We start from the raw sequence: 15,595 nt of genomic DNA on the forward strand, positions 1-15,595 counted from the left end.
CTTTTTCTTCTAAAATACACAGTCCCCTCATGCCGGACTGAGTACCTTCATGGAACGCGATTTGATCGACGTCTTCGCCGATGGCTCTTTCAATCCTCGACTATCGGTTGGAGGCTGGGCGTTCGTTGCGTTTCAGGCAAAGCGTGAAATCCAGCGCGATCACGGCTCTGCCCCAGGAGATTCGAACAACACGTTCGAAGTGTTAGCTATCCTGAAGGCTGTGATCTGGATCAATACGGAATGGCATGGCGCACCCGCCACGATCTGGACCGACTCCAGCCGGGCTGAAGAAGGCTGTCGGCGTTTCAGGCCGATCTGGCGAAATAACGATTGGCGGCGGATCGAGCCGAATTTTCGGAAGAGGAAGCGGACGATACGGGACGTTGCCCTATGGCAGGAGCTCGACCGCCAGCTCAGCGCTAACCCCTGCCTTCGCATTGAATGGTGCCGTGGGCACGATGGGATCGAAGGCAACGAGCTCGCAGACACGATCGCCCGTGCCGCCGCCAAGCTCCGTACACCAGGTACCTGACAGCGCGTCGGATCCTGCATCCATTCTTTTTGTCGTTTTAGGAAGAGCGGGTAAGGCAACCAACGCAGCCGACCGCCTGCACTTGCATGATTTCCCGTAGGGTTCGTCAAAAGAAAATCCCGCCGACGTCTGGGACATCGGCGGGATCCATTTCAGTACAAGCAGCGTCGTGAGACTCAGCTGCACCCGCTCGTGGCGCCGCAGGTGTCGCACTTCTCGCAGGTGCCATTCCGCACCATCGTGAAGTTCTGGCACTCGGAGCACATGTTGCCGGTGTAGCCCTGGGCGATCGAGCGCATGCGGCGTTCGGCTTCGAGCTTCTTGGCATCGGCCTTGGCGCTGGCGGCTTCGGCGGCGGCCTTGTCGGAGAAGAGGGCGGTGACGCCCTGTTCTGCCTCGTCGGCGATGCCTTCTTCCGCGATTTCCTCGGCAAGCTCGGCGGCGCGTTCCTCGTAATCGCGCTTGAAGGCGACGATTTCGTGGGTGGAGATGGCGGTCGCCGGCTCCAGCTTGCGGGCAGCGTTGCCGGCAAAGGAGGTGACGTTGCTGCCCGACGATGCCTTGGCGGGCGCTGCCGTTGCGGCACCCTTCGGCTCGCTGAGCGGACGGTCACCCATCTGGCCGCCCTGGATGAGCGTCGGCTTGTGGCCACGTGTCCAGCCGGTCGAGAACGGGTTGGTCTTGCCTTCCTGGATGCCCTTGCCAAGCGCGGTGTTGGAGAAGTCCGACTGGTCGACATGCGCGAGGTCATGGCGGCCGAGATAGGAGACGGCGAGTTCGCGGAAGACGTAGTCGAGGATCGACGTGGCGTTCTTGATCGCGTCGTTGCCCTGCACCATGCCGGCCGGCTCGAACTTGGTAAAGGTGAAGGCCTCCACAAATTCCTCGAGCGGCACGCCGTACTGCAGGCCGAGCGAGATGGAGATGGCAAAGTTGTTCATCATCGCACGGAAGGCAGCACCTTCCTTGTGCATGTCGATGAAGATCTCGCCGATACGGCCATCGCCGAATTCGCCGGTGCGCAGATAGACCTTGTGCCCGCCAACGACGGCCTTCTGGGTGTAGCCCTGGCGGCGGTTCGGCAGTTTCTCACGGTCGCGCGAGACCCGTTCGATGATGCGCTCGACGATCTTCTCCGTGACCGTGACGGCCTGGGCGGCAGCGGGGGCTGCGACCAGCGCCTCGATTGCATCGTCCTCGTCGTCCTCGTCCTCGATCAGCGAGGCGTTGAGCGGCTGGGAGAGCTTCGAGCCGTCGCGGTAAAGCGCATTGGCCTTCAGCGCGAGCTTCCAGGAGAGCATGTAGGCGTTCTTGCAGTCCTCGACGGTCGCCTCGTTCGGCATGTTGATCGTCTTGGAGATGGCGCCCGAGATGAACGGCTGGGCGGCCGCCATCATGCGGATGTGGCTTTCGACCGAGAGGTAACGCTTGCCGATCTTGCCGCACGGATTGGCGCAATCGAAGACGGCCAGATGCTCGGCCTTGAGGAAGGGCGCGCCTTCCAGCGTCATGGCACCGCAGACGTGGATGTTGGCGGCTTCGATGTCTTTCTTCGAGAAGCCGATATGCTCCAGGAGGTTGAAGGACATGTCGGAGAGCTGTGCATCCGAAACCTTCAGCACGTCCTTCAGGAAGTCGGCGCCGAGCGTCCACTGGTTGAAGGCGAACTTGATGTCGAAGGCAGCCTTGAGACCGGCGCTGACCGCCTCGATCTTCTCGTCGGTGAAGCCCTTCGCCTTCAGCGAACCGGGATTGACGGCCGGTGCCTGGTTGAAGTTGCCGTGGCCGACCGCATAGGCCTCGATCTCGGCCAACTGGCTTTCGGAATAGCCGAGCGTGCGAAGCGCTTCAGGGACGGCGCGGTTGATGATCTTGAAGTAACCGCCGCCGGCGAGCTTCTTGAACTTCACCAGCGCGAAGTCGGGCTCGATGCCGGTCGTGTCGCAGTCCATGACGAGGCCGATCGTGCCGGTCGGCGCGATAACGGTCGTCTGGGCGTTGCGGTAGCCATGCTTTTCGCCAAGCGCCACAGCCTTGTCCCAGGCGGCCTTGGCGTGGACGATCAGGGTCTGGTCCGGGCACTCGTCATGAATGAGCGCCACCGGGTTGACCGAGAGCTGCTCGTAGCCGGTGGTTTCGCCATAGGCTGCACGACGATGGTTGCGCATGACGCGCAGCATGTTGTCGCGGTTCGGTGCAAAGCCCGGGAACGTGCCGAGTTCGCCGGCCATTTCGGCCGATGTGGCATAGGAAACGCCCGTCATGATCGCGGTCAGCGCGCCGGCAATGGCGCGGCCTTCCGTCGAATCGTAGGGAATGCCGGACGACATCAGCAGGCCGCCGATATTGGCGTAGCCGAGGCCCAGCGTGCGATACTCATAGGAGCGTTCGGCAATCTGGCGCGACGGGAACTGCGCCATCATGACCGAGACTTCGAGCACGATGGTCCACAGGCGGACGGCGTGCTCGTAGTCGGCAATGTTGATGTTCTTGGTGGCGGCATCCTTGAACTGAAGCAGGTTCAGCGAAGCGAGGTTGCAGGCCGTGTCGTCGAGGAACATGTATTCCGAGCACGGGTTCGAGGCGCGGATCGGGCCCGCGGCCGGCGAGGTGTGCCAGTCGTTCATCGTCGTGTTGAAGTGTAGGCCCGGATCGGCCGATGCCCAGGCGGCGTAGGAGATCTGCTCCCACAGGTCGCGGGCCTTCAGCGTCTTCATGACCTTGCCATCCTTGCGGGCGGTCAGGTTCCAGTCGCCGTCGTTCTCCACAGCGCGAAGGAAGTCGTCCTTCAGCGAGACGGAGTTGTTGGAGTTCTGGCCGGAGACGGTGAGGTAGGCTTCCGAATCCCAGTCCGTGTCGTAGGTCTTGAACTCGAGGTCCTTGTAGCCCTGCTTGGCGAACTGGATGACGCGCTTGATGTAGTTTTCCGGAACCTGGCTCTTCTTGGCAGCGCGGATTTCGCGCTTGAGCGCCGGGTTTTCGGCCGGGTCGTAGCACTTGTCGCCGTCGGCCGAGCAATTCACGCAGGCCTTCATGATGGCCTTGAGGTGATTGGCGACGATCTTCGAGCCGGTAACGAGGGCCGCCACCTTCTGTTCTTCCTTGACCTTCCAGTTGATGTAGGCCTCGATATCCGGGTGGTCGATGTCGACCACGACCATCTTGGCCGCACGGCGTGTCGTGCCGCCCGACTTGATGGCGCCAGCGGCGCGGTCACCGATCTTCAGGAAGCTCATCAGGCCGGAGGAACGGCCGCCGCCCGAAAGCTTTTCACCTTCGCCGCGCAGATAGGAGAAGTTGGAGCCGGTGCCGGAGCCATACTTGAAGAGGCGGGCTTCACGTACCCACAGGTCCATGATGCCGTTCTCGTTGACGAGATCGTCCTCGACCGACTGGATGAAGCAGGCATGCGGCTGCGGGTGCTCGTAGGAGGATTTCGACTTGGTCAGCTTGCCGGTGAAGGGGTCGACATAGAAGTGGCCCTGGCCGGGGCCATCGATGCCATAGGCCCAGTGCAGGCCGGTGTTGAACCACTGCGGCGAGTTCGGGGCAACGCGCTGGGTGGCCAGCATATAGGCAAGCTCGTCCTTGAAGGCGGCAGCGTCTTCTTCGGAGGCGAAATACTTGCCCTTCCAGCCCCAGTAGGTCCAGGTGCCGGCAAGGCGGTCAAAAACCTGGCGTGCGTCGGTTTCCGAGCCGTAGCGCTCACCCTCGGGGAGCGTCTTCAGGGCTTCGGTGTCGGCAACGGAACGCCACAGGAAGGAAGGAACGTCGTTTTCCTCAACCTTCTTCAGGCGCGCAGGCACGCCGGCCTTGCGGAAGTATTTCTGGGCAAGAATGTCGGCGGCGACCTGGGAAAACTGCGCCGGCACATCGATATCGGCGAGCCGGAAGACGATCGAGCCGTCCGGGTTCTTGATTTCGCTGATGGCCTTGCGGAATTCGATTTCCGCAAAGGCCGACTGGCCGGGTTTGGTGAAACGACGTTCTATGCGCATTGTCCGTTGTCCTCTGCTGCCGCAACCTGCCTTGAAAACAGGGCGCAATTAGTCCCGTCCAGCCGCAATAGCCTGCAGCCAGCTCAAATCTTCAGTCCGTGCGGGAAACCCGATCAATCTCGGGATCCTGTATCTTGTGCTGAGTTTAGCTGCAAACACTAAATATAGTATCAACAGCTTCTTTTTTCCAGCCCCATGATTGCGGTGGCGTTTCAAGAAATCTTGCGCAAATACCCTCGTGTGGCGAGCGGATCATCCACCCGGTCACATGCGCATGACAACGCGATTTCGTGATGAGAACCGACCTCGTAACAATACGGTCCAGCCGCCGCCGCAACTTGGATTTCATTAACCTCATCAGGGCGATTCCCGTCAAGGGCTGGTTTGTGAACGAAGTTTGAACCCTATATCTTGTGGCTGGTGCCTGTGGAAAATGGGGACATCGCCGGAAGCCTGAAGAATCAGCGGCTTCGCGCCGAAAGGTGAGATGGCGGGGCACGCCACTGTGGAAAAACGAAAAAAATCACAGGTGAAAACACGGAGTTTTTTTGCACCCCGACATCAAGCAATAGCCAGCGGGGACGACTTGTGATCCGTGGATAAAGTGATTCTCTGACGCTACGTCAAAGCGCGTCCAGATTGACGCCAAAGGTGATCGTGCCGATGACGACGCCGGTCCGCGGATCCCTGATCGGAAGGCTCGCCTGCGCCTGCATGAGCTGCGTGGACTCGTCGCGCTCCGCCTCCTCGATATGAAGCGCCCCGTCACCAAAACTCGCCTGCCACTTCGCCTCGTCGCCCTGCCAGTAGTCGGAGGTGATGTCGCTCTGGCCGACATTGAGGCCGCGATTGTCCATGACGAAGATTTCGGTGATCAGTCCTCCAGCCGCGCGCTGCTGGCCCTTGAGATAGAGCGACAGGGGGTTGGACAGCTGCGCCTCGATCATCGGCCGTGCGGCGCGAGACAGCTCTGACCGCCAGCGGGCGTCGAGGTCGTCGACCGCGGCCTGGCTGAGGTGCGCATGGGCTGCGTTCTGCGCGATGATGGCATTGAGGATTGCCGGTTCATCGAGCCAGGGACGGACATTGTCGTCAATGAATTCTGCGACGGCCGTGGTGCGGATATCCTGCTGTGCTTCCGCGTGGCTCCAGACAAGCAGTGCAGCGACGAGGGCGGCCGCAAATGCCGGCTTTTCAGAATGCATGTCGTACCCGGCCTCCCTCCACCGCTATTCGCCGGTGAATGTAAGGACTATCTTTTCAAGGAATTGCAGAAAGATTAAGCCGGCGGGCGCGTTTCGCACATCCGCCGGCTCCGGGTGAAAAAATCGGCAAATCAGCGCGTTGCCGCACTGCATTGACCTTGTTTCAATCCGCTTTGCAGAAGATCAGCCTTGCGTGCCCTTGGCGATCGGCTCCTGGTAGGTAAAGCCCATGTCCCAAGGGAAATAGATCCAGGTGTCCTGGCTGACCTCGGTGACGAAGGTGTCGACCAGCGGACGGCCCTTCGGCTTGGCGTAAACGGCGGCGAAATGCGCCTTCGGCAGCATGGCGCGTACTTCGGCGGCCGTCTTGCCGGTGTCCGTCAGGTCGTCGACGATGAGGATGCCTTCACCGCCTTCTTTCGACAGTTCGGGCGAGATGCCCTTCAGCACGTGCATTTCACCCTGCGAGACATAGTCGTGGTAGGAGGCGACGCAGACCGTCTCGATGACGCGGATGTTGAGTTCGCGCGAAACGATAGCCGCCGGCACTAGGCCGCCACGGGTGATACAGACGATGGCGCGCCATTCCCGCCCGCCATCCGCTAGCCGCCAGGCAAGCGCGCGCGCGTCGCGGTGGAACTGGTCCCAGGATACGGGGAAGGCTTTGTCGGGCAGCGACATGACAGGCTCCTGATAGGCGGAAGAAAGATTCCTCTCTGTAATGCAGTTTGCGTCCCAAAGAAATCGCCGCTCGATCCCGCAAGGCGGGCGATCCACAGCGAAGTCCGGCGGGAACTGGCACTTGGAATTGTTTGGCCGCCATACCACTCCCATATGTCTCGCCAATGAGACAGGAGACGGCAATGGCGAAGATCGATGATCGGGACTATGAGGTTGAGCCGGGGCTGCGGCCCGAACACCGTGCTATCGCCGCGGCGGGTTACTGGGAGGCGTTTTCCCGCAAGTTGCGCTATCCGCTCGGTCCGCAAGACAGGGCTGTCGCATTTATCGAGCAGGCGTTGAATCCGAGCCATGCCATCAGCGCGGTCTCGCGCGACAACCGATTCCTTGGCGTTGTCGGCTTCAAGACCCCTCAAGGCGCCTTTGTCGGTGGCGGCTTGCGAGAAATGGCGCGTGTCTATGGCTGGTTGAGCGGCATCGCCCGCGGTTTCTTGATCGGCCTTCTGGAGCGGCAATGTACGCCCGGCACGCTGCTGATGGATGGTATTTTCGTCCGCGCGGAGGCCCGCGGCCTTGGCGTCGGCTCTGCACTGCTGGATGCCGTCGAGCAGCATGCCGTTGGAAGCGGGCTGAAACAGGTTCGCCTGGACGTGATTGACGAAAACCCGCGGGCGCGCGCCCTCTATGCACGCCGCGGGTTTGAAGCCACGTCGACCGTGTCACTCGGCATCCTCAAACCGGTCTTCGGCTTTCAATCCGCCACCACGATGATCAAGGCCATCGGTTGACGGCAAGCGTGCCAGCAACCGTCGATCTTAGCGCGACATCAGCACCGGCACGCGGGCGCCGCGCATCATGGCGCTCGTAACACCGCCGAAGAGGCGCTGGCGCAGCCGCGAATGGCTGTAGGCGCCCATGACGATAAGGCCGGCGTCGATTTCGGTCGCGCGGCGGTTCAGCGCGTCGGCTACCGAGTGACCATCCGAGGAGCCGGAGGTGACAGTCGTCTTGATGCCGTGGCGGGCGAGGGTGGCCGCAAGCTCCGCGCCGCAGAAGTCGCGCGACTGCATGGCATTTTCCGGTGGGTCGACGGTGAAAATCTCGACTTCCTTGGCCGCGGTCAGGAAGGGCAGGGCATCGAAGGCGGCGCGCGCCGATTCCCGCGAGCCGTTCCAGGCCAGCAGCACGCGCTCGATCGGCTCCGGGCCTGCCGGCGCGTTGGAGACGAGAAAGACCGGGCGGCCGCTCTCGTAGAGCAGGTCTTCAATATCTTCCCGCGCCGGGCCGTCGAGATATGGGTCGAACTGGCCGGCAAGCACGAGATCGGCGCCACGAGCACTGTCGATGATGCCCGCCGAGGCATAGCCGGCGGTGCCGGTAAAGAGGCGCCATTCATAGGAGATATCGTCGCGCTCGCAGCGGGTCTTGAAGGCCTGCTCAACGTCACGCGACTGGCGCTGGGCGCGCTCCTGCAGATCCATCACGGCATTCGGGTCGGGATATTCCATGGGCGCGATGAGCGTGACGACGACCGGCGATTCCGCGTGAATGCCGATGACATGGCCGCCCGTCTTGCGGGCAAGCACGAGCGCATGGTCCGTCACCTTGCCGGCGTCCTCAGTGGCGCTCAACACTGCCACGATGGTCTTGTAGGTCATTTCGGCCTCCTGTCCTCATCACAGTGCTGCGCGTCACGGCGGCGCGCAAAGCACATTGTAGAATATGGCTCTGCTGCACCATTCTGCAAATCGGAAAGATCAACGGAATGTGCAGCTGCCGCGACTATGAGCCCGGCGGGCCGCCAAAACCTTGATCCGGATCAAGAGGCGGCCTTGGCTGCGGCAATTTCGGCGATCATCGCCATGACATCGCGCTCGGCTGCTTCCGCCGGGGCTTCCTCGCGGCTGCGGATGACGATCTCCGTCGAGAACCGGTTTTCGGAAAAACGCGGATAGGAGCCGATGCTGGTCTCGGGGTGGTTCTTCTGGATTGCGGCCAGCGCGCTGCCGATATCGCCTTCACCGAAGGGCGAGGCGACGGAGCGCGACAGCATCGGCACGCCCCCTTCAAGGGCCGGAACCACGGTGCCCAGCATTGCGGTGAAAACCTGCGGAACGCCCGCCATGACATAGACATTGCCGATGTTGAAACCCGGCGCGGTGGAAACGGCGTTCTCGATATGCACGGCGCCCTCGGGCATGCGGGCCATGCGCTTGCGGGCCTCGTTGAATTCCACGCCACGCTTTTCGTACATGGCGCCAAGCAATTGCATGGCGAGCGGATCGTAGAGACAGGGAACGCCGAACGCCTTGGAGATCGCATCCGCCGTGATGTCGTCATGCGTCGGGCCGATGCCGCCGGAGGTGAAGACGTAGGTATAGCGTGCGCGCAAGGCATTCAGCGCCTCGACGATCGCCTCTTCGTCATCGCCGACGATGCGCACTTCCTTGAGGTCTATGCCGGCGAGAAACAGCATATCGGCGAGCTGGCCGATATTCTTGTCCTTGGTGCGCCCGGACAGAAGTTCGTCGCCGATGGCGAGCATGGCGGCAGTGGCGATAGGACGGGAACTCATGGGCGCTCTCTGAAGTTCGGACAGAAATGCCGACCGAAGGCACGGCATTGTCAATGGCGGGTGAACAGTCTGTCGACCGGGCGGCTCATGTCGCCGTCACTTCAAAGTGCTACATCCAAGCCGACGCCGCGATCAAGCGGAAAGGTCCCTTCGACACTCAGGAGACGACGATGGCAAAAGTTCTGGTTCTTTACTACTCGGCCTATGGCCACATCGAAGCCATGGCCTATGCCGTGGCGGAAGGCGCGAAGTCGGCCGGTGCCGAGGTAACGGTGAAGCGGGTGCCGGAACTGGTGCCGGAAGAGGTCGCAAAGTCCTCGCACTTCAAGCTCGACCAGAAGGCCGAGATCGCTGCCGTGAACGAACTTGCCGATTACGACGCGATCATCGTCGGCGCCGGCACGCGCTTCGGCACGGTCGCCTCGCAGATGCGCAATTTCTGGGACCAGACGGGCGGCCTGTGGGCCGGCGGCAAGCTGGTCGGCAAGGTCGGTTCGGTCTTCACGTCCTCCGCCACTCAGCATGGCGGGCAGGAATCGACCATCCTCGGCTTCATCCCGACGCTGCTCCATCACGGCCTCGTCGTTGCCGGCCTGCCTTATGCCTTCCAGGGCCAGATGGGTGTCGAAGCCGTCAAGGGCGGTTCGCCCTACGGCGCCTCCACCATCACCGACGGCGACGGCTCGCGCCAGCCTTCCGAAATCGAGTTGGAAGCGGCCCGCTTCCAGGGCGCGCATGTTGCCAAGATCGCCGGAAAGCTTTCGGCCTGACGTTCTCCTGAAACGTCACTGAAAAGAGGGTGCGGCCACCGTCAGGGGCCGCACCCTTTTTGTTGTTCGCAGGTCTGAAGAGGTGGCGGGCGGAGCCGACGCCTACGCTGGCCTGCAAGAATCCAGAAAAGCGGACTAAGACCCCCAAGAGGGATGGAAGGCTGGTGGATGGTGCGAGATGCGCAATTCGCCGAGGTTTTCTGAGTATCCAAATTAAAATGCTTCCACACTGGAGAGCACCTTTGCGATGGCGGTGCCATGCGGACTGGGCCGCGTGTCGTGTCCCGCCGACATCAAGGTGCAGTGCACATCATCGTAGGAACCAAATTCGCGCATGTCTTGCATGATTCGATCGACACGCCGTGCGTGGAGAAGGCTTTCGTCGGGCTGAGCACGCCAGTATTGCTATCGCGCTGGAAAAACCCCGCGTGACTGCGAGGATCGATGAATACTTCCGTCATATCGAATGGGGTTGGGTATCCATGGCGAATGGCGTAGTCGATCAGCTTTGGTGCTGCGCAGGTAAGGGGCTCGTTGCCATCCCTGCAACTGGCTACCATGTCTTCCGACAATCTTTTCCCACCACGGGTCACAACCGGGCGCTGAACGTCAGGGCATATTATCGTATTGCCCATGCGCCTTGCCGCAGCCTCGAAGCCGTTTTTGTTGCCATCTTTCGAGCATGCAATCAGAACTTTATGCGATGGTCCTTTCGGCACCAGGACGCCGACCATGAAACGTCGGTTTTTGGTCGCCCAGTCCGCACTCGCGGTTATCATCAGGTTCGCGATGAAAATCTCTATGTATGCTTTGCTGGCCCCGCTCTCGATGAGGTGCTGGCCAACCCCGTGAACGTTCCTGCAGTTTCGGCAGACACCTGCGCCGTAATGAAGCCTGTTGCCGTATGCCATGGGCAGCTTTATGGTCTGTTGCGGGGGCGTGCGGCTGTTCACCACCGCCTGGCACTTCAAGCACCGATGCGGACCAACTCCACCGCTCCCAGGACACCAAGCCATTCCGTTTGCGCAAGCCATGTCCCCTCCAAGCTAAATTCTATTGGCCTGGAACGGCCTTGAACCTCTTCCCGTGGATCGATGGCAACGATACCGCGATTCCATGCTTGCGCAAGGGAAAGCGACGCTTAAAACGGGAAACTCTTGCGGGTAGTAGCCGCTAGCGAGTGTGATTTTTTTCCTAGTCAAAAATCCTGATTTCGGGGAATTCAGGTCCCCGCGAGACGCGGGCTATGGTGCGGGCGGCGGGGATCGAACCCGCACAGCCAAGGCCGAGAGATTTTAAGTCTCTTGCGTCTACCAGTTTCGCCACGCCCGCATGGTTTTGCTTTTCAGGGAGTCAGGCCGGCTCGTCAAGACGGCGTTTGTCGGCAGGTCCTATTTTGTCGGCCGCACGAGCGAGATGACCCGCGGCTTTGAGGGCGCGTCAAGCCATTCGATCCACTTGTCCCGCTCTTCTATCGTGTCGAAGAAGCGCCAGAGCTTGAACTCTTCGTCGGTGGTCTCCAGCATCTCGCCGATCGATGCAAGCTCCAGCGGAAGCGTCACTTCGTTGCCGTCGAAGCGTATGAAATAGACCCCTTCGGCCGCGAGACGGACAACCTGGCCGGTGCCGTAACTTCCATCGGGATCGTCGACGGTGAAGTACATTCCGGTCAAAGTGTCAAAAACTTTGTCGTTCATAGGTTTCCAATGCCAGTTCAAAAAAGACGCACGCCTGATTTCATTTAATCGAATGCACCGGTTCGTCAATCGTTCGCTTCTTCCGCACCGCTCCCCAACGCGGAGCGGCGATACGCTCAGCCCGAGAAAACGCTGAGCGTCAGATAGAACAGCGCCGAAATCGCTGCTGCCGAGGGCAGCGTCACGATCCAGGCGATGACGATGTTGCCGGCGATTCCCCAGCGCACTGCCGTAACGCGACGGGCGGCACCCACGCCGATGATGGCGCCGGTGATCGTGTGCGTCGTCGAGACGGGGATGCCGAGCCAGGTGGCGGCGAAGAGGGTGATGGCCCCGCCGGTTTCCGCGCAAAAACCCTGCATCGGGTTGAGGCGGGTGATCTTCGAGCCCATCGTATGCACGATGCGCCAGCCTCCCATCAGCGTGCCGAGCGCCATTGCCGCCTGGCAGGTGATGACCACCCAGAAGGGCACGTAGAATTCGCCGCCGAGATAACCTTGCGAATAAAGCAGCACGGCGATGATGCCCATCGTCTTCTGTGCGTCGTTGCCGCCGTGGCCGAGCGAATAGAGCGAAGCGGAGATGAACTGCATGACGCGAAACGTGCGGTCGACGGCGAACGGGGTCTGGCGCACGAAAAGCCAGGAGACGATCAAGACGAGGATCAGCGCCAGGAGGAAGCCGATGGCGGGCGACAGGAAGATGGCGCTTGCCGTCTTGATGAGGCCGCTCCAGACGACGGCATCGAAACCGGTCTTGGCAAGGCCAGCACCAACGAGACCGCCGATGAGGGCGTGCGAGGAGCTCGACGGGATGCCGAAGATCCAGGTGACGACGTTCCAGATGATCGCGCCCATCAGGGCGGCGAAGATGACGAGCGGGCTGACAATGCCGGGATCGATGATGCCCTTGCCGAGGGTTTCGGCGACGTGCAGGCCGAAGAACAGGAAGGCGATGAAATTGAAGAACGCCGCCCACATGACGGCATATTGCGGGCGCAGCACGCGCGTCGAGACGATCGTGGCGATGGAATTTGCCGCGTCGTGCAGGCCGTTCAGGAAATCGAAGAGCAGCGCTATGCCGACGAGGCCGACCAGCAGCGGAAAGGCGAGGGTGGCGTCCATCAGACGTTCTCGATCACGATACCGCTGATCTCGTTCGCCACGTCCTCGAAGCGGTCGACGACCTTTTCCAGTTCGCCGTAGATCTCGCTGCCGATGATGTAGGCCATCGGGTCGGACTTGCCGTATTGCTTGAAAAGGTTCTTCAGGCCCTGGTCATGCAGCTCGTCGGAGCGGCCCTCAACGCGGGTGACTTCCTCGGCGATGGCGCTGAGGCGGCCGGCATGCACGCCGACCTTGTCGAGCAGTGGGATGGCCTCGGCGATGAGATGGGCGGCCTTGACGACGACGTCGCCCATTTCCTGCATGCCGGGCTCGAAACTGGTCTGCTCGTAGAGGCGGATGGTTTTTACCGTCTTGTGCATCATGTCGATGGCATCGTCCATCGACTGGATCAGGTCCTTGATGTCACCGCGGTCGAAGGGGGTGATGAAGCTGCGGCGCACGGCGAGCAGGACTTCACGGGTGATGTCGTCGGCCTGGTCTTCCAGCGCGATGATACGGTCGCAGTGTTTTTCCATGTCGGGGCCGCCGGCAAGCACCTGCTGGAGGGCTTCGGCAGCGCCGACGACGGTGCGGGAATGCTGTTCGAAATAATCGAAGAAGCGATCTTCACGCGGCATAAGTTTGCGAAACAGCGAGAGCATGGATGCCCCTTACATGGCTGGGGTTGTCATGCGGCTGTCATAATTGACCGTCAACGCGCTGGAAAGCGCGGATTCCGGCTTGTCACAATTCTCTGCCGCCCTGTGGATAAGCCGTAAAGCGGATCACGGCACGATCTTGAATGGCTGCTCGCTGACAGCAACGGCACCGCTTGCCGCATCGCGGAAACGGTAGCGCAGCACGTAGTCGCCGGGCGGCGGGCTGGTGAGGTTCAGCGTCAGCTTGGCGAAGACTTCCTGGTTGCGCACGCTGCCCTTGAAGTCGAACGAGCCGAAGGCTTTCTGTTCGGCAAGCTTGGTGCCCTTGGGGTCAAGCAGCTCGAGATCGACGGTGAAGTGCGATTCCAGCAGGCCGCCATCGGCGGATCGCCAGGTGAGGCCGACCGGCTCGACATAGGAGATCAGCGCCTCGCCAGGTTTGAAGCTCGCTTCCGGCCGCGCTGTGTACATTCCGTAGCCTTCCGGCGGAGCGGAGACGAAGACGGATTTGCCGATCGAAAAGGGCAGGGTGGCGGCGAAGGCGCCGTAAGCGTCGCGGATCGTGTTGTGCGCGCCGACCGTGTCGCCGGCGGCGGCCTGTTCCTCCGCCTTTTTTGCCGCGTCCTGAAGCGGACCGGCAAAGGCCAGCGTGGGCAGAAGCGCGCCGATAAAGCTCAGACGCAACAGGGACTTCGACACAAACATTCAGTCTTCCTCCAGCCGGATGGCGGCAGGATGCGAATTAGCGTGGCAACAGTCAAGAACGCCTGATGGCAAGTGCTAAGTCAGCTCTTCCAGAACAGCGGTGTCAGGATCACGAGAACGGTGAGGATTTCGAGACGGCCAAGTAGCATGAGGAAGGAGAGGAGATAGAGCGCTGCATCGTGGAAGCCAGCGAATGAGCCGGCCGGACCGATCGCCTGGGTGACGCCGGGGCCGACATTGGAGAGCGAGGTGGCGGATGCCGAAATCGCCGTCAGCACATCGTAGCCCATCAGGCCGAGCAGGATGGCGCCGATGGCGGAAATCGCCACATAGGTGATGAAGAACAGGAAGACGCCGCGCTGGAGATCGATATCGACGGTCATCGTCCCGTAGCGCACGGCATGAATGCCGTCCGGATAGATGAGGCGGTAGAGGCCGGTGCGGATGAAGTTGAACAGGATGATCAGGCGGTAGGCCTTGAGGCCGCCGGCGGTTGATCCCGAACAGCCGCCCATGAAGGTTGCGACGAAGGCGAGCGCCACGATGAAATGGCCCCATTGCGTATAGTCGTCGCTGGCAAAGCCGGTCGTCGAAAGGATCGACGAGACGGTGAAGAAGGAATGTGCCAGGGCATCGCGGAAATCGACGCCGTTTTCAAGGCGCTGGAAGACGCTGGCTGCCACGGAGAAAAGCACGAGATAGCCGAGGAACACACGGATCTGCGGATCACGCCACGCATCGACGCGGCCGCGCACGACGATGAGGATCAGCACCGAGAAGGGCAGGCTCGAGAGCGTCATGAAGAAGGTGGCGGCCCAGAGCAGCGGCAGGCTTTTGAAATAGCCGAAGGAGGCGTCATGCGTTGAGAGCCCGCCCGTCGCAACGGTGGACATGGCATGGTTCAGCGCGTCGAAGCGGCTCATGCCGAGGGCTGCATAGGTGATGGCGCAGATCAGTGTGATCGCCACGTAGATGGCGAGGAACGCGCGGGTGTAGCTAGCGATGCGGGCAAAGGGCTTGTCGGCGGTGTCGGATGATTCGAGCTTGAAGAAGGACATGCCGCCAACGCGCAGATACGGCATGATGAACAGCCCGAGCGCGAGAATCCCGATGCCGCCGAGCCAGTGCAGCAGCGAGCGCCACATCAGGATGCCGGGCGGCGCGTCGTCGAGGCCGACGATGACGGTCGAGCCCGTCGTGCTGATCGCCGAGACCGATTCGAAAAATGCCTGCGCGAACGTCAATTTCATCGAGGACAGCCAGAGTGGCATCGCACCGATGAAACTCGCGCTCAGCCAGAGCATGTTGACGACGAGGAAGCCCATGCGCTTGTTGAAGGGCGGTGGGCCGGCGCGGGTCGCTGCGGCCGTGGCGAGCGACAGGCCGCCGGTCATGAAGGCGGAAAGAAAGAAGACTTCCGAATCGGGATGGCCGTAATACACGTCGATAAACGCCGGGATGAGCATCGCCACGGAGAGATAGATGCCGCTGATGGCGGCGATATTGATGGCGGACCGGAAGATGGTGGCGTTCAACGAAAATCGTCCTGCGTGCCGGCCACCGCATCATTGATGCGGTATATTCAAAAATTCTACAGCGCCCTTTGCACGTCATGGATGACGTGCGGTTACTGTAGGCTCAGTCAAGTCTCGAAAGGCCGCGCGGCC

14 protein-coding genes and 1 tRNA gene are annotated in these 15,595 nt (G+C 61.2%); 3 read left to right on the forward strand and 12 right to left on the reverse strand.

What is annotated here, in order from left to right:
* Window positions 1-49 precede the first annotated feature (49 nt).
* A complete protein-coding gene (locus BSY16_RS04605; RefSeq protein ID WP_069058581.1) occupies window positions 50-532 on the forward strand; it encodes an RNase H family protein in 483 nt (160 codons plus the stop codon).
* A 176-nt stretch (window positions 533-708) separates the two neighbouring features.
* Here the strand turns inward: BSY16_RS04605 and BSY16_RS04610 are convergent, their stop codons facing one another.
* From BSY16_RS04610 to gpt, 3 genes are all read right to left on the reverse strand, one after another.
* Window positions 709-4,530 (reverse strand): vitamin B12-dependent ribonucleotide reductase, encoded by a 3,822-nt coding sequence (locus tag BSY16_RS04610; protein ID WP_069058582.1) that lies wholly within the window; start codon window positions 4,528-4,530, stop codon window positions 709-711.
* A gap of 623 nt (window positions 4,531-5,153) precedes the next feature.
* Entirely contained in the window at window positions 5,154-5,735 is a 582-nt protein-coding gene (locus BSY16_RS04615; RefSeq protein WP_069058583.1) for a hypothetical protein, read from the reverse strand.
* A gap of 183 nt (window positions 5,736-5,918) precedes the next feature.
* Complete coding sequence (gpt, locus tag BSY16_RS04620) at window positions 5,919-6,416, reverse strand: xanthine phosphoribosyltransferase (RefSeq protein ID WP_069058584.1); 498 nt, start codon at window positions 6,414-6,416, stop codon at window positions 5,919-5,921.
* Window positions 6,417-6,598: 182 nt separating this feature from the next.
* On the opposite strand from gpt, the gene BSY16_RS04625 reads away from it, so the two are divergent.
* Window positions 6,599-7,204 (forward strand): GNAT family N-acetyltransferase, encoded by a 606-nt coding sequence (locus tag BSY16_RS04625; RefSeq protein WP_069058585.1) that lies wholly within the window; start codon window positions 6,599-6,601, stop codon window positions 7,202-7,204.
* Window positions 7,205-7,231: 27 nt separating this feature from the next.
* On the opposite strand, the gene BSY16_RS04630 is transcribed toward BSY16_RS04625, so the two are convergent.
* Together BSY16_RS04630 and BSY16_RS04635 are read right to left on the reverse strand one after the other, a co-directional pair.
* The gene (locus BSY16_RS04630) at window positions 7,232-8,074 is read right to left on the reverse strand and encodes a universal stress protein (protein WP_069058586.1); all 843 of its coding nucleotides are present in this window, start codon (window positions 8,072-8,074) and stop codon (window positions 7,232-7,234) included.
* Window positions 8,075-8,235: 161 nt separating this feature from the next.
* Window positions 8,236-8,991 (reverse strand): competence/damage-inducible protein A, encoded by a 756-nt coding sequence (locus BSY16_RS04635; RefSeq protein ID WP_069058587.1) that lies wholly within the window; start codon window positions 8,989-8,991, stop codon window positions 8,236-8,238.
* Between the two features lie 170 nt (window positions 8,992-9,161).
* Here BSY16_RS04635 and wrbA point away from each other — a divergent pair, with 170 nt between their 5' ends.
* A complete protein-coding gene (wrbA, locus tag BSY16_RS04640) occupies window positions 9,162-9,761 on the forward strand; it encodes an NAD(P)H:quinone oxidoreductase type IV (protein ID WP_069061370.1) in 600 nt (199 codons plus the stop codon).
* Between the two features lie 293 nt (window positions 9,762-10,054).
* Here the strand turns inward: wrbA and BSY16_RS04645 are convergent, their stop codons facing one another.
* The 7 genes from BSY16_RS04645 to BSY16_RS04675 all read right to left on the reverse strand — a co-directional run bounded on the left by BSY16_RS04645 (window position 10,055) and on the right by BSY16_RS04675 (window position 15,463).
* Window positions 10,055-10,672: a hypothetical protein gene (locus BSY16_RS04645; protein ID WP_150129874.1), complete on the reverse strand. Its 618-nt coding sequence runs from the start codon at window positions 10,670-10,672 to the stop codon at window positions 10,055-10,057.
* Between the two features lie 336 nt (window positions 10,673-11,008).
* Window positions 11,009-11,093: transfer RNA gene (locus tag BSY16_RS04650), tRNA-Leu, on the reverse strand.
* Between the two features lie 59 nt (window positions 11,094-11,152).
* Window positions 11,153-11,458, reverse strand: a complete 306-nt coding sequence (locus BSY16_RS04655) for a hypothetical protein (RefSeq protein WP_069058589.1) — start codon at window positions 11,456-11,458, stop codon at window positions 11,153-11,155.
* A 116-nt stretch (window positions 11,459-11,574) separates the two neighbouring features.
* Window positions 11,575-12,582 (reverse strand): inorganic phosphate transporter, encoded by a 1,008-nt coding sequence (locus BSY16_RS04660; RefSeq protein WP_069058590.1) that lies wholly within the window; start codon window positions 12,580-12,582, stop codon window positions 11,575-11,577.
* Complete coding sequence (locus BSY16_RS04665; RefSeq protein ID WP_069058591.1) at window positions 12,582-13,226, reverse strand: DUF47 domain-containing protein; 645 nt, start codon at window positions 13,224-13,226, stop codon at window positions 12,582-12,584. Before BSY16_RS04665 ends, BSY16_RS04660 begins: the two co-directional genes overlap by 1 nt.
* Before the next feature lie 123 nt (window positions 13,227-13,349).
* Window positions 13,350-13,928 carry a hypothetical protein gene (locus BSY16_RS04670; protein ID WP_150129875.1) on the reverse strand — a complete coding sequence of 193 codons (579 nt, stop codon included), beginning with the start codon at window positions 13,926-13,928 and terminating at the stop codon, window positions 13,350-13,352.
* An 80-nt stretch (window positions 13,929-14,008) separates the two neighbouring features.
* Window positions 14,009-15,463 carry a TrkH family potassium uptake protein gene (locus tag BSY16_RS04675; RefSeq protein ID WP_069058592.1) on the reverse strand — a complete coding sequence of 485 codons (1,455 nt, stop codon included), beginning with the start codon at window positions 15,461-15,463 and terminating at the stop codon, window positions 14,009-14,011.
* Window positions 15,464-15,595: the final 132 nt, after the last annotated feature.

The organism is Sinorhizobium sp. RAC02, assembly GCF_001713395.1.
Classification (GTDB): Bacteria; Pseudomonadota; Alphaproteobacteria; order Rhizobiales; family Rhizobiaceae; genus Shinella.